Genomic DNA, 22,123 nt, shown 5'->3' on the forward strand with positions numbered 1-22,123 from the left:
GGCTCGGTGGTTTGTCCCAAACAATCAGCAAGTTAGCGGGGGAAGCGGCGGCGCGGCGTTCCATGGCACAATGAGCGTACTGTTCCATGAAACGTTTCGTGGAACGTTTCAACCTAGACCGGAGCGCCGCGGTGTCCACTTACACGTCGTCCCTTGCGAATTCCGATCCGGGCCGTCCAGGCATTGCATTGGTGAGTATCAGCCGGTTGCAGTCGCTTTGCGAGACCGTCGCGCCGCGCTATGCCAGCCGCGCGAAATTCTTCTCGGTCCGGGAAGGCTACGGCGCCGCCGTCACCGCCTTGCAGGCCTACGTGGACGCAGGCTCGGTCGACGTCGTGCTGGCCGCCGGTTCGAACGGCGCCTACCTGCGCGACAACCTGAACGTGCCGGTCGTGATGGTCAAGGTGAACGGCTTCGACGTGCTGAGCGCGATCACCCGCGCCACGACCACCTCGCCGAACGCGCAGATCGGCCTCGTGCTGCACGAAACGATCTCGCACGAACTGGCCGACCTGAGCGCCTGGCTGAAAGTCAGCCTGAAACAGCGCGCCTATCGCTCGATCGACGAAGTGCGACTCGCGGTCGACAGCCTCGCCGCCGAAGGTTGCAGCGTCATCATCGGACCCGGCATGGCTTGCGACTTCGCCCAGCAGGCCGGCCTCGCGAGCGTTTTCCTGTACTCGCTCGGCGCGGTCGAAGAAGCGTTCGAGCGCTCGGTCGAACTGGCGCGCGTGAGCCGCCAGAAGGAATCGAAGCGCGTGCGCCTGAACACGATCGTGGCGCATCTGCGCGACGGCGTGGCCGCTTTCGACGACGCCGGCCAGGTCGAAGCCGTCAATCCGGCCATGCTCGACTTGCTGGGTCTCGACCGCGAGCAGGACGTGCCCGCGCAAGTCGAGCGCGCCGTCGGGCCCTTGCTGCGCGAAACGCTCGAGCACGACCTGCCGATCGAGGAGCGTATCGAGCAGATCGGCGGCCGGGCGCTGATCGTCAATTGCGTGCCGATCGTGGAACAAGGCGTACGCTCCGGCTCCGTGATCACCTTGCAGGACGCGCTGGTCGCGCAGCGGATCGATCGGTCGCTGCGCACTAGTCAGCGGCCGAAGCATCTGGTCGCGCGGCATCAACTCGACGATCTGATCGGCAACTCGGCGGCGCTCGAACGCGTGCGGCGGCTGGCGCGCGCCGGCGCCGCGCACGATGCCACCGTGCTCCTGAGCGGCGAAAGCGGAACCGGCAAGGAGCTGGTCGCGCAAGGCATCCACAATGCGAGCCGGCGGCGCGGCAATCCGTTCGTCGCGTTCAATTGCGCGGCGTTGCCGGAAGGGCTGATCGAAAGCGAACTGTTCGGCCACGAGGAAGGCGCGTTCACGGGCGCGCGGCGCGGCGGCAAGCCGGGGCTGTTCGAAATCGCCCACACGGGGACGATTTTCCTCGACGAAATCGGCGAGATGCCGGCGGCGCTGCAAAGCCGTCTGTTGCGGGTCCTGCAGGAGCGCGAGGTGATGAAGCTCGGCTCGGGACGCGCCACGCCGGTCGACGTGCGGGTGATCGCCGCCACGCACCGCGATCTGCACGCGCTCGTCGAGCAGGGCGCGTTTCGCGCGGATTTGTATTTTCGTCTGAACCTGCTTCAGTTAAAATTGCCGCCGCTGCGCGAACGGCGTGACGATGTGCCGCAACTGGCGCGTCACCTGTTAAGCCGCAGTGCGCTCGAATATGGCTTGTCGGAGAGTGCGCTCGAGCGGGTGCTGGCGTTTCTCGCACCCCTGTTCGAGCACTACGCGTGGCCCGGCAATGTGCGGGAGCTGGAAAATCTGCTGACGCGCGCCGCGATCTATCTCGGCGATGCAGCCGGCGTTGCTGGTCAGGATTGGCAGGCGATGTTTCCGGAATTCGGCCGCATGAAGCAGGCGGTGGCCGTCAAGGCGAGTGCGAACGGCACAAACGGCACAAAAAACGGCACAAACGGCGCGAATGCCGCCGCTGAACCGGCCCAGAGCCGCATCAGCCCGACCCGCGAGGACGTGCTCCACGCCCTCGAACAGGCCGGCGGCAACCGCGCCGCGGCGAGCCGGGCGCTGGGAATCGGCCGCACCACCCTCTGGCGGCTTCTGAAGGACTGATCCACGGTGCGATAGGCAGAAGTAGCGAGGTAAATAGTGTCAGACTATCGCTATCATTAAAACACAACGCTTTACCTATTAAGCGTCGTCTGACATACTGACTCCACTTTCCAACCACTCCGAAAGAGGACTCAGCAAAATGCCGATCATCAACAGTCAAGTCAAACCGTTTAAGGCACAGGCTTTTCACAATGGCGATTTCCAGACCGTCACTGAACAGAGCCTGAAGGGCAAATGGTCGGTGTTCGTTTTCTACCCGGCTGACTTCACCTTCGTGTGCCCGACCGAACTGGGCGACCTGGCCGATCGTTACGCCGAATTCAAGAAGCTCGGCGTCGAAATCTACAGCGTATCGACCGATACGCACTTCACGCACAAGGCATGGCACGACACGTCGGACACGATCCAGAAGATCAAGTACCCGATGATCGCTGACCCGACGCTGGCAATCTCGCGCAACTTCGACGTGCTGATCGAAGAAGAAGGCCTGGCACTGCGCGGCACGTTCGTGATCAATCCGGAAGGCGAAATCAAGCTGGCCGAAATTCACGACAACGGTATTGGCCGTGACGCCGGCGAACTGCTGCGCAAGGTGCAAGCTGCGCAATACATCGCCGCTCACCCGGGTGAAGTGTGCCCCGCCAAGTGGACGCCGGGCGCTGAAACGCTGACCCCGTCGCTGGACCTGATCGGCAAGATCTAAGGTCTCACGACCTTGCGCAGTTAGCGCCTCACGGCGCATCACCGTGCGGACCGCTTCTTACAGTGGTTCGCGCGTCCCCGGGCCGCACACGTTCTATCCGGATGCGTGCGGCGCCGGGAACCCAACACCCATCGTCACGGAATCGAATAGCCATGCTTGATGCCAATCTCAAGACTCAGTTGAAAACGTACCTCGAAAAGGTTAGCAGGCCTATCGAGATCGTCGCGTCGCTCGACGACAGCGCAAAATCGCAAGAGCTGCTGGCATTGCTGAACGATATCGCGACGTTGTCGGAGCGCGTCAGCGTGATCGAGCGTCGTGGCGACGCCGAGCGTAAGCCGTCGTTTTCGATCGGCGAGCCGGGCAAGGACACGGGCATCCGTTTCGCCGGCATTCCGATGGGGCATGAATTCACGTCGCTGGTGCTTGCGCTGTTGCAGGTCGGCGGCCATCCGGTCAAGCTCGAAGATGCCGTGATCGAACAGATCCGCAATCTCGACGGCGACTATCAATTTGAAACGTATTTTTCGCTGTCATGCCAGAACTGCCCGGAAGTCGTCCAGGCACTGAACGTGATGGCGCTGATCAACCCGCGCATCCGCCACGTGGCGATCGACGGCGCGCTGTTCCAGAACGAAGTTGAAGCGCGCCAGATCATGGCGGTACCGACCATGTTCATGAACGGCGAAGTGTTCGGCCAGGGCCGCAGCGGCGTGAAGGAAATTCTGGCGAAACTCGACACCAACGCCGGTGCGCGTGCAGCAAAGGAACTGGAAAAGAAGCCGGTGTTCGATACGCTGATCGTCGGCGGCGGCCCTGCGGGTGCGGCTGCGGCGATTTACTCGGCGCGCAAGGGTATTGCGACGGGCGTGGTAGCGGAACGCTTCGGCGGTCAGGTGCTCGACACGCTGGCCATCGAAAACTTCGTCTCCGTGACGGAAACCGAAGGACCGAAGTTCGCCACGGCGCTCGAGCAGCACGTGAAGAGCTACGAAGTCGACATCATGGACGTGCAGCGTGCTGAAGCGCTGATCCCGGGCCGCATCAACGAAGTGCGTCTGGCGAACGGCGCGGTGCTCAAGGCCAGGACCATCATTCTGGCGACGGGCGCGCGCTGGCGCGAAATCAACGTGCCGGGCGAGCGCGAGTACCGCAATCATGGCGTGGCGTACTGCCCGCATTGCGACGGTCCGTTGTTCAAGGGCAAGCGCGTCGCGGTGATCGGCGGTGGCAATTCCGGCGTCGAGGCGGCGATCGATCTGGCGGGCATCGTACGAGAAGTGACGCTGTTCGAGTTCGGTGCCACGCTGCGTGCCGATGAAGTGCTGCAACGCAAGCTGCGCAGCCTCGCGAACGTGACGATCGTCACGCAGGCCCAGACCACGGAAATCACCGGCGACGGCAAGAAGGTCAACGGTCTGGTCTACAAGGATCTGCGTTCGGGCGAAGTGAAGCAGATCGAACTGGAAGGCGTGTTCGTGCAGATCGGTCTCGTGCCCAACACCGAATGGCTCAAGGGTACGGTCGAGTTGTCGAAGCACGGCGAGATCGTCGTCGATGCACGCGGCGCGACGTCGGTGCCGGGCGTGTTCGCCGCCGGCGATGTGACCACGGTGCCGTTCAAGCAGATCGTGATCGCCGTGGGCGAAGGCGCGAAGGCATCGCTCTCCGCGTTCGATCATCTGATCCGCAATAGCGAAGAAGTGGAAGTGGTTGGTGAAGCCGAGGTTGCAGTCGCGGTTTGATGCAGTTGTGTGAGCAGTGGACGGCGGCCTTTGGGTCGCCGTTTTTGTTTGGCCTTCGCGCCGCTACAAAAACCAACGGCCACCTGTCGGTGGCCGTCGCATGCGGGATTCCCTGTGTGCCTTATCGCACAGTTTCCAGCAACTTCAACGCCGATCGATCGAATACTTCCCGGCGCCCGTCACACACAACAGCAACAGTCCGCCGATGATGCTGATGTTCTTGTAAAAGTGAATCATATTGTCGTACTGCACCGCGCCGGTCATGTTCCAGTAATGGTGGCCGATAAACGCGGTGCCGAGCGTATAGACCGCGAGCAGCAAGGCAAGCGGCCGCGTAAAGAAACCGACCAGCAACGCGATGCCCACGACAAACTCCATCACCACGGCGATCACCGCCGACAACTCGGGCACCGGCGCGCCGCTCGATGTCATATAAGCCACGGTGCCGGAAAAACCGGTGAGCTTCGACCAGCCGAACGTGACGAACAGCACCATCAACAGAACGCGGGCGACGAGGATGACCGCGTCTTTCTGATTTTCAAACAGCGTATAGCGCATGATTTTTTTCTCAACAGGGTAAGAAGAGGGTGGCTCGCCGGAATGTCTCCGGCGAGCCCGTACTTAGCTCATTCGGCCGCTTAAGCCCACAACTCCGACATCTCGATGTTGCGCAAGTCGAACACCAGGACTTCCGCGTCGTGACCTTGCGTGAAAGTCAATGCTTCTTCGCCGCGAACACGCGCACCGTCGCCTTCCTTGAACTCGACGCCGTTCACCGTCACGCTGCCGCGCGCCACGTGGACATACGCATAGCGATTGCTCGCCAGTTCGAGCCGCGCCGTTTCGTCGCCGTCGAACAGGCCGGCATAGACCCGCGCGTCCTGTTGCACCGTCAGCGAATCGTCCGCACCGTCCGGCGAGAGCACGAGACGCAACACACCGCGCTTCTGGTCCGCGCCGAAGTGACGCTGCTGATAGCGCGGCGGCGTGCCCTTTTGCCCCGGCGCGATCCAGATTTGCAGGAAGTGCACCGCGTCGCTCTTCGACTGGTTGTATTCGCTGTGCGCGACGCCGGTTCCGGCGCTCATCAGCTGGATGTCGCCGGGCACGATCACCGAGCCGGTGCCCATCGTGTCCTTGTGTTCCAACGCGCCTTCCAGCACGTACGAGAAGATTTCCATGTCGCGGTGCGGGTGCTTGCCGAAACCTTGGGCCGGCGCGACACGGTCGTCGTTGATCACGAGCAGGTCGGAAAAGCCGTTCTGCTTCGGATCGTGATAGTTGGCGAAGGAAAACGTATGACGCGAACTGAGCCAGCCGTGCTCCGCGCGGCCGCGTTGATTGGCGTGTCTGATTTCAAGCATCTTTTTTCTCCTTGGGTTGTGCGATCCGGCCAGATGTTTGTCCGCGATCCATGAATGAGAGTGTAGGTCAATCCACATCGGTATAATCGCCATGAAATCGGAAACACTGTCACTGTGGAGTGGACAATACGATGCAGCTCGATGACATGCGGATCTTCGTCGCCACGGTCGACGCGCATAACTTCACGACGGCCGCCAACCGGCTGTCGCTGTCGAAGCAGTTCGTCAGCCGCCGGGTGATGGCGCTGGAGGAAACGCTCGGCGTGCAGTTGCTGATCCGCAATACGCGCAAGCTGGCGGTGACCGACCTCGGGCAGGAGTTTTACGAGCGCGCCAAACGCATCCTCGGCGAAGTGGAAGACGCCGAGCAGGCCATGTCGCTACGGCGCGCCGGGCCGCGCGGCCTGCTGCGCGTGAGCGCGCCGATGTCGTTCGGCATGGCGCATCTGTCGCCGCTCGTGGCGATGTTTCTGCGCGAGCACGGCGACGTGCGCTTCGAGATGGAATTGAGCGACCGCACCGTCGACGTGGTCGGCGAGGGCTTCGACATGGCGATCCGGATCGGCACCTTGCCGGATTCCACGCTGATCGGGCAGAAGCTCGTGGAGATCCGGATGGTGGCCTGCTGCAGTCCCGGTTATGTGCGGCGCCGTGGCGCGCCCAAGGTGCCCGGCGATCTGGAGCGCCATTCGTGTCTGTTATACGGACACGGCGGCGCGGTGAGCTGGGAGTTCGTCGTCGATGGCGTGACGAAGGGCGTCGAGGTCCACGGGCCGTTGCGCGCCAACAATGGCGAGCTGGTGCGCGATGCGGCCGTCGCGGGTCTGGGGATTGTTCGGCTTCCTGATTTTATCGTCGCCGATGCGCTCAAAAGCGGTCAGCTCGTGCCGGTGCTCGACGCATTCCTGCCTACCGCGACGAGCGTCTACGCGGTATATCCGCAGCACAGGCAAAGCTCCCTCACGATCCGGGCGTTCGTGGAATTCCTGAGGGAGCACTTGAGCAAGCGCCTGGTTTAGCCGTTGCGGAAAATGAAGCTGTAGCCGTTCAACGCCGGCACGCCGCCGAGGTGCGCGTACAGCACGCGCGAACCTTCGGGGAATTCACCGTTGCGCACCATCTCGATCATGCCGTGCATGGATTTGCCTTCGTAGACGGGATCGGTCAGCACGCCCTCCAGGCGCGCGCACAGGCGGATCGCTTCCAGCGTGCCGTCATTCGGCAAGCCGTATTCCGGGCCGCCGAAGCGCTCGTCGAGCACCACGTCCTTGCTGGTGATATCGCGTCCCAAGCCGACTTGTTCCGCGGTTTGCTTCGCGATGCGGATGATCTGCTCGCGCGTCTGCGCGGGCTTCGCCGACGCGTCGATACCGATGACGCGCTCAGCGCGGCCGTCTTCGGCGAAACCCACCACCATGCCGGCCTGCGTGCTGCCGGTTACGGAACACACGACGATGTAGTCGAATTTGAAGCCCAATTCCGCTTCCTGCTGGCGAACCTCCTCCGCGAAGCCGACGAAACCGAGCCCGCCGAGCGGATGGTCGGAGCAGCCGGCCGGAATCGCATACGGCTTGCCGCCGGCGGCCCGCACGCTTTCCAGCGCGTCTTCCCAGCTTTTGCGAAAGCCGATGTCGAAGCCGTCGGCGACGAGCCGCACGTCGGCGCCGAGAATGCGCGACATCTGGATGTTGCCGACCCGGTCATAGACCGCATCCGAGTAGTTGACCCAGTTCTCCTGCACCAGCACGCACTTCATGCCCAGATGCGCCGCCACGGCCGCCACCTGACGCGTCTGATTCGACTGGATCCCGCCGATCGACACGAGCGTGTCGCAACCCTGCGCGAGCGCTTCGGGGATCAGGTATTCGAGCTTGCGCGTCTTGTTGCCGCCGAACGCAAAGCCGCTGTTGCAGTCTTCGCGCTTCGCATACAGATGCACTTTGCCGCCGAGGTGGTCGCTCAGGCGCTTGAGCGGCTGGATCGGCGTCGGCCCAAAGGTCAGCGGGTAACGAGGGAATCGTTGCAGGTTCATGGCAGCTCCGTGGTCGGGTAGGTGGGACGCGAACGGCAACCGGTCGCGTTGATCAAATGGTAGGGAAAACAGCTGGAAATGAGCTTGCGAAAAAATTGGCTTCGGCATACTTTTGCAAAGCTATAGCCGTTATCTGCTTAAGAAAACGACCGCATAGGAACTCATGAACGCAACAAAAATTCGTAGAACTCCGACAGCGGTGGCAGCCTCCGCCACCGTGCCGGCCGATCCGCTGCAGGCGCTCGACCGCATCGACCGCGCGATCCTGCGGCAGTTGCAAACCGATGCGTCGATTTCGAACGTCGCGCTCGCGGCGAAGGTCAAGCTGAGTGCGCCGGCGTGTTTGCGGCGGGTGGAGCGGCTCAAGGAGTCCGGGCTGATCCGCGGCGTCGTGGCGTTGATCGACCCGAAGGCGGCGGGGGCGGGGATGCTGGTGATCATCGGCGTGGTGCTGGATCGGTCCACGCCGGAGTCGTTCGCTGAGTTCGAGAAAGCGGCGCAGCAGGTGGCCGGCTGCATGGAGTGCCACGTGGTGACCGGCGAATTCGACTATTTCATGACGATCCGCACGCGCGACAGCGACAGCTTCAATCGCCTGCACGCGGAGCAGTTGCTCTATCTGCCGGGCGTCCGGCAGATCCGCTCGTTCATGGTGCTCAAGGAAATCCTCTCGACCACGAAATTTCCGCTGTAATTGCCATCGCGGCGGCCGCCGTGGCACAAAAAGACGCGCATGCTGTCATTTATCCCGCTCTCGTGCGACCAAGCATCGGGACCACTCGCGGGCGGCGCGATCAGCGCCGGAACGGGTGAACGGTACGGACTTTCCGGAGCGATCATCATGGCTTGCAACAGACGGATATTCTTCAGGTTAATCGGCGCGCTGTCGCTGGCCGGCGGCGCCTCGATGTGGCGCACGGCGCGCGCGGCGCAGCCGGCTCAAGCGGCTCAAGCGACAAACGGCAGCGCGGCAGCCGCCTACGAGGTCACGCACAGCGACGCCGAATGGCGCAAATTGCTGACCGACGCGCAATACCGCGTGCTGCGCGAGGCGGGCACGGAGCGCCCGTTCACCAGTCCGTTGAACGACGAGCACCACGCGGGCACGTTTGCATGCGCCGGGTGCAAACTGCCGCTTTTCTCATCGAAGACCAAGTTCGACAGCGGCACCGGCTGGCCGAGTTTCTGGCAACCGCTTGACCATGCGGTCATCACGCATACCGACAAGTCGTTCGGCATGACGCGCGACGAAGTGCTATGCCGGCGCTGCGGCGGCCATCTCGGCCACGTGTTCGACGACGGCCCCAAACCGACCGGCTTGCGCTATTGCATGAACGGTCTGGCCATGACATTTACGCCCGCATCGGGCGCGTGATCCGAGCGAATCAGGATGGACCTCATGAACTTCTACAAACGCATTGACGGCAGGCCGGCGCGCTCGCGCGTGGCGGCGATTTCACTCTCGGTCGGATTCGGCGTGCTCGCGCTGCTGCTGGCGCAGCGCATGGCCTTTTCATCGGAGGCCGCCGTCGTGATCGCGCCACCGGCGCTCGACGAACCGGTGTCCGCCACGACCGCGCATGAAGAAACCGCGGTATTCGCGGGCGGCTGTTTCTGGGGCGTGCAGGGCGTATTCCAGCATGTGCGCGGCGTCACGAAGGCGGTCTCAGGGTACTCGGGCGGCCAGCGCGACACCGCGCAGTACGAGACGGTCAGCGGCGGCGAGACGGGGCACGCGGAGTCGGTGCAGGTCACGTTCGATCCGACCAAGGTCACTTACGGCCAGTTGTTGCAGGTGTATTTCTCTGTGATTCAGGACCCGACCCAACTGAATCGCCAGGGGCCGGACAGCGGCACGCAATACCGCTCGGCGGTGTTTCCGCTGAACGACACGCAGCGGCGCGTCGCGCAAGGCTATATCGCGCAACTCGACAAGGCGCGCGCCTTCCCGGCGCCGATCGTCACGAAGACCGAGCCGTTCAAGGGCTTCTATCCGGCCGAGTCGTATCACCAGAACTACCTGACGCTGCATCCCAATTCGGCGTATATCGCGATTAACGACATGCCGAAGGTCGCCAACCTGAAGCGCCTGTTCCCGAATCTGTATCGCGACAAGCCGGTGCTGGTCGAAGCATCGCAGTAGGCCCACGCGCGTGCCCGGCGCCGCGTCGTGCGGTGCCGGCCGTGTCTTGTTCTTCGCATCCCCATACCTGCGTTTCGTCGTCGTGGTGTCCCGCGTGGCGCATTCGCGTCTTTGTCTTCAGCCAATCCGAGCCCGTTCTCCAGCGACTAGGCCCGCATTTTGCACCTGTGCGTCCATCGGCAAATCTTTCGTACCGCTCTGTTCAGACAAATGCCCCAATTTGCGGGCTTCTGATTGGATGTGGGTCGAGTGATCTGCCGAGCGGTGCGTGTCATTCGCCGAAAAAATTACATGCCGTAAGTAGCAACGCGGCGGTCGCCCGGGTGCTTTTTATCCTGTGCGGACCCGGGCGAGAACATAACCCTCTTCGCGATACGCGAGATCGGAGGCTTCTGGTGTTTAACAGCCGTAGAAAGCGGGGCGGCAAGCTCCGCAATCAACAAACAAGCATCGCGGCAACTTCCCTTGTCGCCGTGGCCATCGGCGGCGTCGCCGTCCTACCGGACTCGGCCTCGGCCCAAACGCCTTCGCCGCTGGGCGAATGGCAGTACTCGGTCGGCATTCCACTGCAGAAGATGTGGCAGCCCAATATCCCGGACTGGCAGGTGCGGGTCGGCGCGGCAACGTCGTTCCAGCCGCGCTATGAGGGTTCCGACCGGTATCACCTGATGGCCGGACCGAGCATCGACGTGCGCTACAAGGATCTGTTCTTCCTCTCGAGCGGCGAGGGTCTCGGGGTCAACTTCGCGCAAGGCGAGAACTGGCGTGCGAGTCTTGCCGCCGTCTACGATCTCGGACGCCGCGGCCATGACGACCCGCAAGAGTTGGACGGCCTCGGCAATATCAACCTGGCGCCGGGCGTCAAACTGTCCGGCGAGTATGTGATCTCGAAGGATTTCCCGCTCGTGCTGCGTGCGGACGTCAGGCGCTATTTCGGCGGCTCGAACGGCTGGATCGGCGATCTCGGCGCGTATATGCCGATGCCGGGCAGCACCAAGAAGTTCTTCTGGTTTGCCGGTCCGAACGTGACGCTAGCGGACTCCACTTACATGAATAGCTGGTTCGGCGTGAATCCGACTCAGGCGGCGAATTCGAAGTACTCGCAGTACCACGCGAGCGCGGGCTTCAAGTCGGTGGGCTTCGGCATCAGCGCCGTATGGCTGTTCGACAAGCACTGGTTCGCCACCGCGGACGGCGCCTTCGAACAACTGGTGGGCAGTGCGGGCAATAGTCCGGTCACGCACCGCAAAGCCAATGGCGTAGCCGATATTTCGATCAACTACCGCTTCTGATCGCGCGCTTTGGCGCTTCCATGGATGGACGGCGGCGCGCAATCCGCGGCGCGCCCGCCGCATCGCCCGCTCAGCATCGCTCCTGTATCAGCAATCGTGATTAGCGATGAGCCCACGCGGGTACATCGATTGCTGCCTTGTTTCGGTGCGTCAGACCGGATTTCCCCACCGGCACGCCCCCGAACGCAAGGAGCAGATTCTCATGGCAGGTAAAACGAATACGCAGAAGCCCGCAGCGAAGAACGCGCAGGCGAACAATCCGCAATCGGATCCGAAATCGAAGGATCTCGACCAGTTTCGAGTCAATCCGGAAGGCCAGGCGCTGAGAACCAATCAGGGCGTCAAGATCTCCGACAATCAGAACAGCCTGCGCGCGGGTCCGCGCGGCCCCTCGTTGCTCGAAGACTTCATCATGCGTGAAAAGATCACGCACTTCGACCATGAACGCATTCCCGAGCGCATCGTGCATGCGCGCGGTTCGGCGGCGCACGGCGTGTTTCAGGTGTACGAGTCGATGAAGGAGTACACCAAGGCCGGGTTTCTACAGGACCCCGCGGTCCAGACGCCGGTCTATGTGCGCTTTTCCACGGTGCAGGGTCCGCGCGGTTCCGCCGACACGGTGCGCGATGTGCGCGGCTTCGCCGTGAAGTTCTACACGCAGGAAGGTAATTACGATCTGGTCGGCAACAACATGCCGGTGTTCTTCATTCAGGACGCCATCAAGTTTCCCGACTTCGTGCATGCGGTCAAACCAGAAGCCCCGAACGAAATGCCGACCGGCGGCTCCGCGCACGACACCTTCTGGGACTTCGTCTCGCTGGTGCCCGAGTCCGCGCATATGGTGCTGTGGACCATGTCGGATCGCGCGATTCCGCGCAGCCTGCGAACCATGGAAGGTTTCGGCATTCACACGTTCCGTTTCGTGAATGCGCAAGGCAAGGGACGCTTCGTCAAATTCCACTGGCGTCCGGTGCTGGGCTCGTATTCGCTGCTGTGGGACGAAGCGCAGAAACTGGCCGGCAAGGATCCGGATTTCCATCGGCGCGATCTATGGGAGTCGATCGAACTGGGCAACTTCCCCGAGTTCGAACTCGGCGTGCAGATCATTGAAGAAGCCGACGAGCACAAATTCGATTTCGACCTGCTCGATCCGACCAAGCTGATTCCAGAAGAACTCGTGCCGGTCAAGATCATCGGCAAGATGACGCTCAATCGCAATCCGGACAACTTCTTCGCCGAGACCGAACAGGTGGCGTTCCATCCGGGCCATATCGTCCCGGGTATCGATTTCTCGAACGATCCGCTTTTGCAAGGCCGTTTGTTCTCATACACGGATACGCAGATCAGCCGGCTAGGCGGCCCGAACTTTCACGAGATTCCGATCAACCGGCCGGTGTGCCCGTTCAATAACAATCAGCGCGACGCGATGCACCGCCAGGCGATCAATGTCGGCCAGGCTTCGTATGAGCCGAATTCGGTGGGCGGCGGCTGGCCGAAGGAGACCGATCCGGCGCCGTCCGACGGCGGCTTCGAAAGTTATCAGGAGCGCGTGGAAGGCACCAAAATCCGCGTGCGCAGCGAATCGTTCGCCGATCATTTCTCGCAGGCCGCGCTGTTCTATAACAGCATGTCGCAGCCTGAGAAAGACCACATCGCCGCGGCGTATCAGTTCGAACTCGGCAAGGTGACGAAGCCGGAAATTCGTGCGCGCGTGGTGAACGAGATTATCGCCAACTTCGACGCGGGACTCGCGGCGCAGGTGGCGGAAGGGCTCGGTTTGCCGGCGCCGATGAAAGGCACGGCGAAGCTGACCGGGCCCAAGGAATCGCCCGCGCTGAGCCTGCTCAACCGGGTGCAGCCGGGCATCAAGACCCGCAAGATCGCGTTGCTCGCCGCGCCGGGTTCCGATGGCGCTGCCATCAAGAAGCTGCAGCAGGCGCTGCAAGGCGAAGGCGCGGCGCCTATGCTGATCGCGCCGACGCTCGCCGCGATCGACGGCATGGCGCCGGACGCCACGATTGCCGGCTTGCCGTCGATCATGTTCGATGCGGTGATCGTCGTGGGCGGCGACAAGGGTGCGAAGACGCTGGCGCAATCCGGCGACGCGCGGCATTTCGTGCTCGAGGCGTTCAAGCATCTGAAGGCGATTGCGGCGATCGGCGCGGGACGCGACGTGCTCGCTGCCGCGCACTTGCCGGACAATGCCGACGGCGTCGCAACCGGCGACGACAAGCAGGCCGCCGACGTGTTGAAGGCGTTCATCAAGGCGGCTGAGCAGCATCGCGTGTGGTCGCGGGCAAAGCAGGCTGAGACTGTGCCGGCTTGAGCGTGCGGTGAGTCGTTCAACGACCTGGCCAGTTCGCACTGGCCAGGTCTTTTATGTTGCAGCGTAAAGAGCGTTAAGGATTCACCCGCGTGCCATGCAGCCGATGCGTATTCTTCGGCGCGGCGGCCGCGGAAGCCGCGGCCGCCGACACGCCCGCCGGACCTTCGGGAATATCGCTAGGACGCGAGGCTTGCACCGTCTGCGGATACAGCACGAGCAACGCGCGCAGCACGCCGTTGGTCCAGCCGAAGCCATCCTGCAGCGGATACTCGCCACCCCCGGCCGAGACGCCAGGCGCGGCTGCGTCGATATCGTATTTCTCGACGAGCTTACCCGTGTGCTGGTAGTACGACACATTGGTCTTGATCCAGCGAGTCGCGATGGTTTGCGCGAGCGCCGCTTCGCTATAGCGCCGCAAGCCGATCACCGCCAGATACTGCAACGGCGCCCAGCCATTCGGCGCGTCCCATTGCTGGCCCGTCGCCGCTTGCGTAGTGGCGAGTCCACCCGGGCGAAGCAATTCGCGCTGCAACGTAGCGGCGACGGTCTTCGCTTGCTGACGGCTGGCTATCCCCGTATACAACGGATAGACCGTCGCGGCAGTGAGCGTGTGCGTCAGCGTGTGATGCACGAAGTCGTAGTCGCCGAATGCCTGCAACTGCGGGTCCCACAGCACGCGGCGAATGGCTTCGGCGCGCGCGGCGGCGCGCTGCTCCATATTTTCCGCATGCGTGACGTCGCCGCGTAAACGATAGGCCTTGGCCAGCGTGCGTTCCAGATCGGCCAGCAGGCAATTCAGATCGACAGGCACGAGCGAGGTCACGTCCACCGTGGCGAGCGTCTTGCCGTCCGCAAACCAGCGCGAGCTGAAATCCCAGCCGGTTTCGCCGCCTGCGCGCAGATTGCGCCACAGATCCGCGGAATCGCGTTGCGGCGTCTGCCGCGCGGTGAGGACGTCTTCGCGATACGACTCGTCGCGCGGCGTGGCGCGTTCGTCCCAATAGCGGTTGAGCAACGTGCCGTCCGGCAGGCGCACCACATGCCGGTTGGCGTGGCCGGCGGCAAGGCCATCGCTGCCGTCCATCCAGTAGGCGTACTCGCGCTGCAACTCGGGCAGGTACTGCGCGTAGACCGCGTCGCCGTCTTTTTCTGCGACGAGCCGCACCATCTGCGCGAAGAACGGCGGTTGCGAGCGGCTCAGGTAGTAGGTGCGATTGCCGTTCGGAATATGGCCGTACCGGTCGATCAGGGTTGCGAAGTTTTTCATTTCATCGACGACCAGCGCATGCTGTCCGCTCTGTTCGAGGCCGAGCATGATGAAGTACGAGTCCCAGTAGTAGATCTCATCGAACCGGTCGCCCGGCACGATATACGCGTAGGGCAGCGGCAACAGCGAAGACCACGGGCTCGCGGTCGCATCCGGCTCGCGGCGCAGCACGTTCCAGAGCGTATCGATATGGCCCACCACATCCTGATTTGGATCGGAGACATAGGCCTTCGCCGTGCGCGTGGGCAGCGTGAAGTTGTGCTTCACGAAGTCGGCGAGATTGAAGTTGGGCTGTTGCTTCGCGGCGTTGTACGCGGCCGCGATCTGCGCGGGCGCTGAAAGCGGCACCATGTCCGCGAAGGTTTTGCTGTCGGGATAGAGATGCGCGAGCTGCACGTCGCGATAGAGCGTCGGGTATTGCTCGGACGGCGGCACGGGCACGACCGGCGAAGCCTGCGTGGGCGCCTCGACGTGCACGGTGGCGGCCACGATGCCGCCGTGTGCCGCGGGCGGCTCGGCAACCTGCGCCGCGCCGCTCAACGAGGCATGCCACATGAACGCGGCGGCGAGGGCGATACGCAAGGGCGCGCGGGAAAAATCGGTGAAGGCGTGAGAAGGCATCGGCTACCGGTAGAAAGTGGACGGCGATCGGATGATCGAAGAGCGGATCTGCATTCCTCGCACGATTGACCTACGTGAGTGCGCAAGGTTGCGTAAGTCGGCAACAGCCCCGTCCAGCAAGCCTAAACCGCTCAGGTGCGCGTCTCAAAAACAAACCCCATCCTGTATGATTACGCGCGTCGCATCGCGACAGAAGGAATCACGCGAAATACCTGAAAAATATTCCGAATCGACTCGATTCGCCACGCCGAAGACAGAAAAAATGACCGCATCCCAGGCCGTCGACCAGAATCGTTTTCGCAGCATCCTTCGCCGCAATATCGCCTTGCCTCTGGGTGTCGGCCTGGTCACGATGGCCGTCTTCGTCGGACTGATTGCTTATCTGGTCTCGACCATGAACTGGGCCGAGCATTCCGAGCGCGTGATCGGCCAGGCCAATGAAATGCTGCGTCTCGCGGTCGATCGCGAATCGTCGATGCGAGGCTTCCTGATCACGGGCGACGAGAGCTTCCTCACGCCTTTTGAAAACGGCGGCCCGCGCTTCAAGACGCAAATCGAGGCCTTGCAGGAGCTGGTCTCCGACAACCCGCCGCAAGTCGAAAAGCTCAAGCAGATCCAGGCAATCCAGCAACGCTGGAGCCGTTTTGCCGAAGAGATGATCGACGCGCGCCGTCGCAATCAGAATTTCGAAAGCGCGGTGGCGAGCGGTCGCGGCAAGCTCGAATTCGACGAAACGCGCCGTGAATTCGGCGATTTTCTCGATGTCGAATTGCGCCTGCGCCAGGAGCGCAGCGAAGCGACGCGCCGTGTCACGACTACGCTGGTCAGCGTGTTCCTGCTCTTCAGCCTGAGCGTGAGCGCCCTGCTCGCATGGATGGGGCGCCGCGAATTGATGAGCCTGTCGTCCACGTATGATGGCGCGCTGCGCCAGCAGGCCGAACAGACCGAGATGCTGCAAGAGCAAGTGTGGTTGCGCTCCGGGCAGCGCCTGCTTGCCGAAAAGGTGGTCGGTCAGACTACTTCGCCGCTGGTCGGCCGCGCGATGCTCGACTTTCTCGCGCAATATCTGGACGCCGTCGTGGCCGCGCTCTATGTGCGCGATAAGCATCACGGCACGCTGCGCCGGATCGCAACTTACGGTTTTAGCCGCGAAAGCGAGCAGGCCACCGCGCGCAACTTCGCCGAAGGCGAGACGCTGATCGGCCAGGCGGCTTTGGCGCGCCGCACGCTGGTCTTGCGCGATGTGCCGGCGGACTATGTGCAGGTGGTGTCCGCGACCGGCAAGAGCGCGCCGAAGAACCTGCTCGTCATGCCGATCGAAAACGACGGGCAGGTCAACGGCGTCGTCGAACTGGGTTTCATTCGCGAGTTGGGCGTGCGCGACCAGGAGTTCATGGAACTGGTCGCCAGCAGCATGGGCGACTTCGTCGAAGCCGCGTTGTATCGCGAGCGTCTGCAGGACGCGCTGGCCGAAACGCAGCAGTTGAACGAAGAACTGCAGGTGCAGCAGGAAGAATTGCGCGTCTCCAATGAAGGACTCGAAGAACGCGGCCGCGCGCTGATGGAATCGCAAACGCGTCTGGAAGCGCAGCAAGCCGAGCTCGAACAGACCAACGTGCAGCTCGAAGAATATGCGCAGCGTCTCGAGCGGCAGAAGTCCGATCTGCTGCGCGCGCAGGACGATCTCGCGGCCAACGCGGCGCGCCTTGACCAGTCGAGCCGCTACAAGTCCGAGTTCCTCGCCAACATGTCGCACGAACTGCGCACGCCGCTGAACAGTTCGCTGATTCTCGCCAAGCTGTTGCAGCAGAACCGTACCGGCAATCTGACGGAAGAACAGGTGCGCTACGCGGAAACGATCCACGCATCGAACAGCGACTTGCTGGTGCTGATTAACGACATTCTCGATCTGTCGAAGGTCGAAGCCGGGCAGGTGACGGTCGAACTCGAAACGGTGTCGATCGACGCGACCCTGCAGGCGCTCGAAGAAATGTTCAAGCCATTGGCCGGCGCCAAACATTTGCGCCTTGCGTTCGACCGCTTGCCGGGCACGCCGGATACCTTCATCACCGACGGCCAGCGCGTCACGCAGATTCTGCGTAACCTGCTTTCGAACGCGGTGAAATTCACCGAACGCGGCGAGGTGGCGGTGTCTGTCGCGCCGGCTGAAGACGGCATGCTGCGCATCGACGTGCGCGACTCCGGAATCGGCATCGCGGCCGACAAGCTGGACATGATCTTCGAGGCGTTCCAGCAGGCCGACGGTTCCACCAGCCGTCAATACGGCGGCAGCGGCCTGGGTTTGTCGATATCGCGGGAGTTTTCGCGCTTGCTGGGCGGCCGGATCACCGTCGCCAGCGAAGTTGGCAAGGGCAGTGTGTTCACGCTGTGGCTGCCGCTCGATGCCGAGGCGGCCTTGAACGCAAACCAGGGCGCGCAGCATACGCCGGCGCCGGCTTTCGCCTCGGTTCAGACACCGGCCGTCGCCGAATCGATCACGGAATCGCTGCTGGTGCGACCGTCTTCGGGCGATAGCCAGCCTACGGTGATCACGCCGGCCAATGGCCTGACTAGCGGCTTGACCCATGGCAACGCGCCCGAAACCACCAACGGCCCGATTGCCGACGACCGCGACAACCGCACCCGCGCCGGCCGTCTGATCGTCGCTGTGGAGGACGATCTCGCCTTCGCCGAAATCCTGCGCGATCTGACCCACGAACTCGACTTCGACTTCGTCCACGCGAGCAGTGCCGCCAGCGGTCTCGCCCTCGTGCGCGACATGCGCCCGGCGGCGGTGCTGCTCGACGTCGGCCTGCCGGACCGTTCCGGCCTGACCGTGCTGGAGTGGCTGAAGAACGATCCGCTCACGCGTCACATTCCCATCCATATCGTCTCGGCGACCGATCACGCCGACAAGGCGCTGCACCTCGGCGCCATCGGCTATACGCTCAAGCCGACCGCGCGCAGCACGATGGAAGCCGCGATCCGCCGCCTCGAAGCGCGTCTGCAGCAGCGCCTCAAACGCGTGCTGGTGATCGAGGACGACGCGCCGATGCGCGAAAGCATCCGCGCGCTTCTGCAAAGCGAGAACACCGAGATCGTTGCAGTTGCAACCTTGGCGGAAGCGCTGGAGCATCTGGGGAAGTTCAGCTTCGACTGCGTGGTGACCGATCTCGCGCTGCCCGACGGCACCGGCTACGATCTGCTCGAACGGCTCGCCGCGAACACCGCGCATGCCGCGTTGCCGGTGATCGTCTACACGGGCCGCATGCTGTCCGACGAGGAAGAGCACCGGCTGCGCCGCTATTCGAAGTCGATCATCATCAAGGGCGCGAAGTCGCCCGAACGCCTGCTCGACGAAGTGACGCTGTTCCTGCACAGCGTGGAGTCGTCGCTCGCGCCCGAGCAGCAGCGCATGCTGCGCACGGTGCGTCAGCGCGACAATGCCTTCGAGGGCCGCACGATCCTGCTGGCCGAAGACGACGTCCGCAATATTTTCGCGCTCTCGCACGTGCTGGAGCCGCTCGGTGCGAAACTGCAGATTGCGCGCAACGGTCGGGAAGCGCTCGAAGCGCTGGCAAACGGCCCTGAAGTGCATCTGATCCTGATGGACATCATGATGCCGGAGATGGACGGTTTGACCGCGATGGGCGAGATTCGCCGCGATCCGCGTTTTGCTCATCTGCCGATCATCGCGCTGACGGCGAAGGCCATGGCGAACGACCGTACCCGTTGCCTCGAAGCCGGCGCGGACGACTACGTCTCGAAGCCGATCGACGTGGACAAGCTGGTCGCGCTGTGCCGCGTCTGGTTGCGGCAACGGTAGAAGGAGCATGGGAACACGATGAGTCAGTCCGAATTCGACGCACCGCAACGCATCAGCGACTTCGACATCGAGTTGAAGCTGCTGCTGGAGGCGGTTTACCTCAAGTATCAGCACGACTTCCGCCACTACGCGATGTCGTCGCTGCGGCGCCGCCTGTCGCAGGCGCTGGAGGAGTTCGGGCTGAAGACGCTGTCGCAGTTGCAGGACCGCATCATGCGCAACGGCGACGAGTTCTCGCGGCTGTTCCAGTACCTCACGGTGCAGGTCAGCGAGATGTTTCGCGACCCGTCGTATTTCCTCGCGCTGCGCGAACACGTTTTGCCGCGTCTGCGCACCTATCCGTCGATCAAGGTGTGGGTGGCGGGATGCAGCACGGGCGAGGAACTGTGGTCGCTGAAAATCCTCTTCGACGAGGAAGGGCTGACCGAACGCACGCTGTTCTACGCGACCGACATCAACCCGGACGCGCTCGCGCGCGCCGAGTCTGGCATCTACGCGCTGGACCGGATTCAGGGCTTCACGCAAAACTATCTGGCGGCCGGCGGCAAGCGTTCGCTGTCCGACTACTATCATGCGGCGTATGGCGGCGCGCGCTTTGCGGGCTCGCTGAAAGAGCGCGTGGTGTTCGCCGACCACAGCCTGTCCACCGACGAAGTCTTTCTCGAAGCGCACCTGGTGTCGTGCCGCAACGTGCTGATCTATTTCGATCGCGGCTTGCAGGATCGCGCGCTGGGTCTGTTCGAGAACGCGCTCGTGCGGCGCGGATTCCTGGGTTTGGGCAGCAAGGAAAGTTTGCGGTTTTCCAACCACTACGAAGCGTTCGACGAATTCCGTCCGACCGAACGCATTTATCAGAAGCGCTAGACCGGTCATGATGCCACGCCCAACTGTCCAGCCAACCGTCGATGCCGAAGCGCGCGCCGCAGCGGCGCGCGGCTACGAACTCGTCGTGATCGGCGGCTCGGCGGGCGGCATCGAAGTGCTGAACACGCTGCTCGGCGCGCTGCCCGCGGGCTTTGCACCGGCCGTGATGATCGTCACGCACCTGCCGCCCGATTCGCCGAGCTATCTCGTGCATGCGTTCGCACATCGTTGCGCGTTGCCGGTGCTCGAGCCCGATGCGGGCGAGCGCATCATGCCGGGCCGCGTGCACATTGCGCCGCCGGGCTATCACATGCTGGTGGAAGTGGACCGCACTGTTGCGCTGTCGACCGACGCCGCCGTGCGTTTTTCGCGTCCCTCGATCGACGTGCTGTTCGAATCGGCCGCCGCCGTGTATGGCGAACGGCTGCTGGCGGTGCTGCTGTCGGGCGCCAACGACGACGGCGCGCAAGGCCTAAAGCGTGTGCGCGCGTTGGGCGGCACGGCCTGGGTACAGGCGCCGGACACTGCTGCTTCCCCCGAAATGCCGCGCGCCGCGATTGAACGCGGCGCCGCGGATTTTATCTACACTCCCGAAACCATGGCCCGGCGGCTTGCTGCATTGCCGGCCTCTTTCTGACCCGATGCCATGACGAACTCACCTGTGAACATTCTGATCGTCGACGACATCGTCCACAACATCACGGCGCTCGAAGCCTTGCTGGCCCGGCCGGATCTTGCCGTGCTGGTGGCCGACTCGGGCACGGCGGCGCTCGACCTGCTGCTCAAGCACGAAGTCGCGCTGGCGATTCTCGACGTCAACATGCCCGGCATGAACGGCTTCGAACTGGCCGCGCTGATGCGTGGCAGCCCGCGCACCTCGCATGTGCCGATCATCTTTCTGACGGCAACGGCGCAAGATGCGTCGCGCACGTTCCGCGGCTATGAGGCCGGCGCGGTCGACTTTCTCTACAAGCCGTTCGATCCGCGGATTCTGCAATCCAAGGTCGATGTATTCGTGCAGCTCGAACAGCAGAAGCGTCAGCTTGCGGCGCAACTCGTCACCACGCGGCAGATGCTCGAAGCCAACGAAATGCTGATGGCCGTGCTGAGTCACGATCTGCGCACGCCGCTCGGCGCGGTGCTCGCGTCGGCGGAATATCTGATGCGCACGGCGGCCGACGAACAGTCGGTGACGGTGGCCGCGCGCGTGAAGAACAGTTCGCTGCGCATGGCGCGCATGGTCGATCAGTTGCTCAATCTCGCGCGTTTGCAGGGCGGGCGCCTGCCGTTGCAGCCGCGCTCGATCGAACTGGCGACGCTGTGCCGCTCGGTGATCGACGAATTCGCTTCGCGTGAGAACGGCAAGCAGATCGTGTTCGCGAGCCGCGGCAATACGTCGGGCGCGTGGGATACCGACCTCGTCTGGCAAGCCGTGTCGAATCTGGTGAGCAATGCGCTGCATCATGGCGCGCCGGGTGGCGATATCGGCGTCGAGGTGGATGGCGAAGCGGTCGAGTCCGTGCGTCTGAAGGTCGCCAATCGCGGCACGATTCCGGCCGAGGTGTTTCCGCATCTGTTCAAGGCGTTTGGCCCGAACAACAGCGGTGCGCGCTCGCGCGAAGGGCTGGGGTTGGGCCTGCATATCGTGCAGGAAATCGCGCGCATGCACGGCGGCAACGTCAGCGTGAATTCCGACGAAACCGTAGGCACGGTCTTTACGATCGAGTTGCCAAGAATGGTGACGTTCCAGCGCGGGTCGTTTACGGGGAAGTAAGCGGCGCTACGCGCGGCGTTGCGCGGCCTGTGAAAAACTT

The 22,123-nt window shown here is 63.0% G+C and carries 17 protein-coding genes; 13 read left to right on the forward strand and 4 right to left on the reverse strand.

Going from position 1 to position 22,123, the window contains the following annotated elements:
- Positions 1–86: 86 nt before the first annotated feature.
- The 3 genes from prpR (at position 87) to ahpF (ending at position 4,574) form a co-directional block, all read left to right on the forward strand.
- A complete protein-coding gene (gene prpR / locus HF916_RS18540) occupies positions 87–2,126 on the forward strand; it encodes a propionate catabolism operon regulatory protein PrpR (RefSeq protein WP_240975581.1) in 2,040 nt (679 codons plus the stop codon).
- A 139-nt stretch (positions 2,127–2,265) separates the two neighbouring features.
- Positions 2,266–2,829, forward strand: coding sequence for an alkyl hydroperoxide reductase subunit C (ahpC, locus tag HF916_RS18545; RefSeq protein WP_168790316.1), 564 nt, complete (start codon positions 2,266–2,268; stop codon positions 2,827–2,829).
- A gap of 152 nt (positions 2,830–2,981) precedes the next feature.
- Positions 2,982–4,574 carry an alkyl hydroperoxide reductase subunit F gene (gene ahpF, locus HF916_RS18550; RefSeq protein ID WP_168790317.1) on the forward strand — a complete coding sequence of 531 codons (1,593 nt, stop codon included), beginning with the start codon at positions 2,982–2,984 and terminating at the stop codon, positions 4,572–4,574.
- Between the two features lie 144 nt (positions 4,575–4,718).
- Here ahpF and HF916_RS18555 read toward each other — a convergent pair whose 3' ends face one another.
- Together HF916_RS18555 and HF916_RS18560 are read right to left on the reverse strand one after the other, a co-directional pair.
- Complete coding sequence (locus HF916_RS18555) at positions 4,719–5,132, reverse strand: DoxX family protein (RefSeq protein WP_168790318.1); 414 nt, start codon at positions 5,130–5,132, stop codon at positions 4,719–4,721.
- A gap of 80 nt (positions 5,133–5,212) precedes the next feature.
- Positions 5,213–5,938, reverse strand: a complete 726-nt coding sequence (locus HF916_RS18560; RefSeq protein ID WP_168790319.1) for a pirin family protein — start codon at positions 5,936–5,938, stop codon at positions 5,213–5,215.
- Between the two features lie 131 nt (positions 5,939–6,069).
- Between HF916_RS18560 and HF916_RS18565 the strand changes: the two genes are divergently transcribed.
- Positions 6,070–6,957, forward strand: coding sequence for a LysR family transcriptional regulator (locus HF916_RS18565; protein WP_168790320.1), 888 nt, complete (start codon positions 6,070–6,072; stop codon positions 6,955–6,957).
- Here HF916_RS18565 and HF916_RS18570 read toward each other — a convergent pair.
- Entirely contained in the window at positions 6,954–7,970 is a 1,017-nt protein-coding gene (locus tag HF916_RS18570; RefSeq protein WP_168790321.1) for a 1-aminocyclopropane-1-carboxylate deaminase, read from the reverse strand. The two genes, HF916_RS18565 and HF916_RS18570, sit on opposite strands and share 4 nt — an antisense overlap.
- A gap of 163 nt (positions 7,971–8,133) precedes the next feature.
- On the opposite strand from HF916_RS18570, the gene HF916_RS18575 reads away from it, so the two are divergent.
- From HF916_RS18575 to katE, 5 genes are all read left to right on the forward strand, one after another.
- Complete coding sequence (locus tag HF916_RS18575; RefSeq protein ID WP_168790322.1) at positions 8,134–8,664, forward strand: Lrp/AsnC family transcriptional regulator; 531 nt, start codon at positions 8,134–8,136, stop codon at positions 8,662–8,664.
- Between the two features lie 147 nt (positions 8,665–8,811).
- Positions 8,812–9,345 (forward strand): peptide-methionine (R)-S-oxide reductase MsrB, encoded by a 534-nt coding sequence (gene msrB / locus HF916_RS18580; RefSeq protein WP_168790323.1) that lies wholly within the window; start codon positions 8,812–8,814, stop codon positions 9,343–9,345.
- Positions 9,346–9,369: 24 nt separating this feature from the next.
- Entirely contained in the window at positions 9,370–10,113 is a 744-nt protein-coding gene (msrA, locus tag HF916_RS18585) for a peptide-methionine (S)-S-oxide reductase MsrA (protein WP_168790324.1), read from the forward strand.
- Between the two features lie 395 nt (positions 10,114–10,508).
- Positions 10,509–11,405 carry a MipA/OmpV family protein gene (locus tag HF916_RS18590; RefSeq protein ID WP_168790325.1) on the forward strand — a complete coding sequence of 299 codons (897 nt, stop codon included), beginning with the start codon at positions 10,509–10,511 and terminating at the stop codon, positions 11,403–11,405.
- 202 nt (positions 11,406–11,607) lie between these two features.
- On the forward strand, positions 11,608–13,731 hold the full coding sequence (katE, locus tag HF916_RS18595) for a catalase HPII (RefSeq protein WP_168790326.1): 2,124 nt from the start codon (positions 11,608–11,610) through the stop codon (positions 13,729–13,731).
- A gap of 73 nt (positions 13,732–13,804) precedes the next feature.
- Here the strand turns inward: katE and treF are convergent, their stop codons facing one another.
- Positions 13,805–15,619, reverse strand: coding sequence for an alpha,alpha-trehalase TreF (gene treF / locus HF916_RS18600; RefSeq protein WP_168790327.1), 1,815 nt, complete (start codon positions 15,617–15,619; stop codon positions 13,805–13,807).
- A gap of 262 nt (positions 15,620–15,881) precedes the next feature.
- On the opposite strand from treF, the gene HF916_RS18605 reads away from it, so the two are divergent.
- The 4 genes from HF916_RS18605 to HF916_RS18620 are packed head-to-tail and all read left to right on the forward strand — an operon-like array spanning position 15,882 to position 22,083.
- Complete coding sequence (locus HF916_RS18605) at positions 15,882–19,445, forward strand: response regulator (RefSeq protein WP_168790328.1); 3,564 nt, start codon at positions 15,882–15,884, stop codon at positions 19,443–19,445.
- Between the two features lie 18 nt (positions 19,446–19,463).
- Positions 19,464–20,309 carry a CheR family methyltransferase gene (locus HF916_RS18610; RefSeq protein WP_168790329.1) on the forward strand — a complete coding sequence of 282 codons (846 nt, stop codon included), beginning with the start codon at positions 19,464–19,466 and terminating at the stop codon, positions 20,307–20,309.
- A gap of 10 nt (positions 20,310–20,319) precedes the next feature.
- The gene (locus HF916_RS18615; protein ID WP_168790330.1) at positions 20,320–20,946 is read left to right on the forward strand and encodes a chemotaxis protein CheB; all 627 of its coding nucleotides are present in this window, start codon (positions 20,320–20,322) and stop codon (positions 20,944–20,946) included.
- A 9-nt stretch (positions 20,947–20,955) separates the two neighbouring features.
- Entirely contained in the window at positions 20,956–22,083 is a 1,128-nt protein-coding gene (locus HF916_RS18620) for a hybrid sensor histidine kinase/response regulator (protein WP_168790331.1), read from the forward strand.
- Positions 22,084–22,123: the final 40 nt, after the last annotated feature.

Source organism: Paraburkholderia aromaticivorans (genome assembly GCF_012689525.1).
In the GTDB taxonomy this organism is placed as follows: domain Bacteria; phylum Pseudomonadota; class Gammaproteobacteria; order Burkholderiales; family Burkholderiaceae; genus Paraburkholderia; species Paraburkholderia aromaticivorans_A.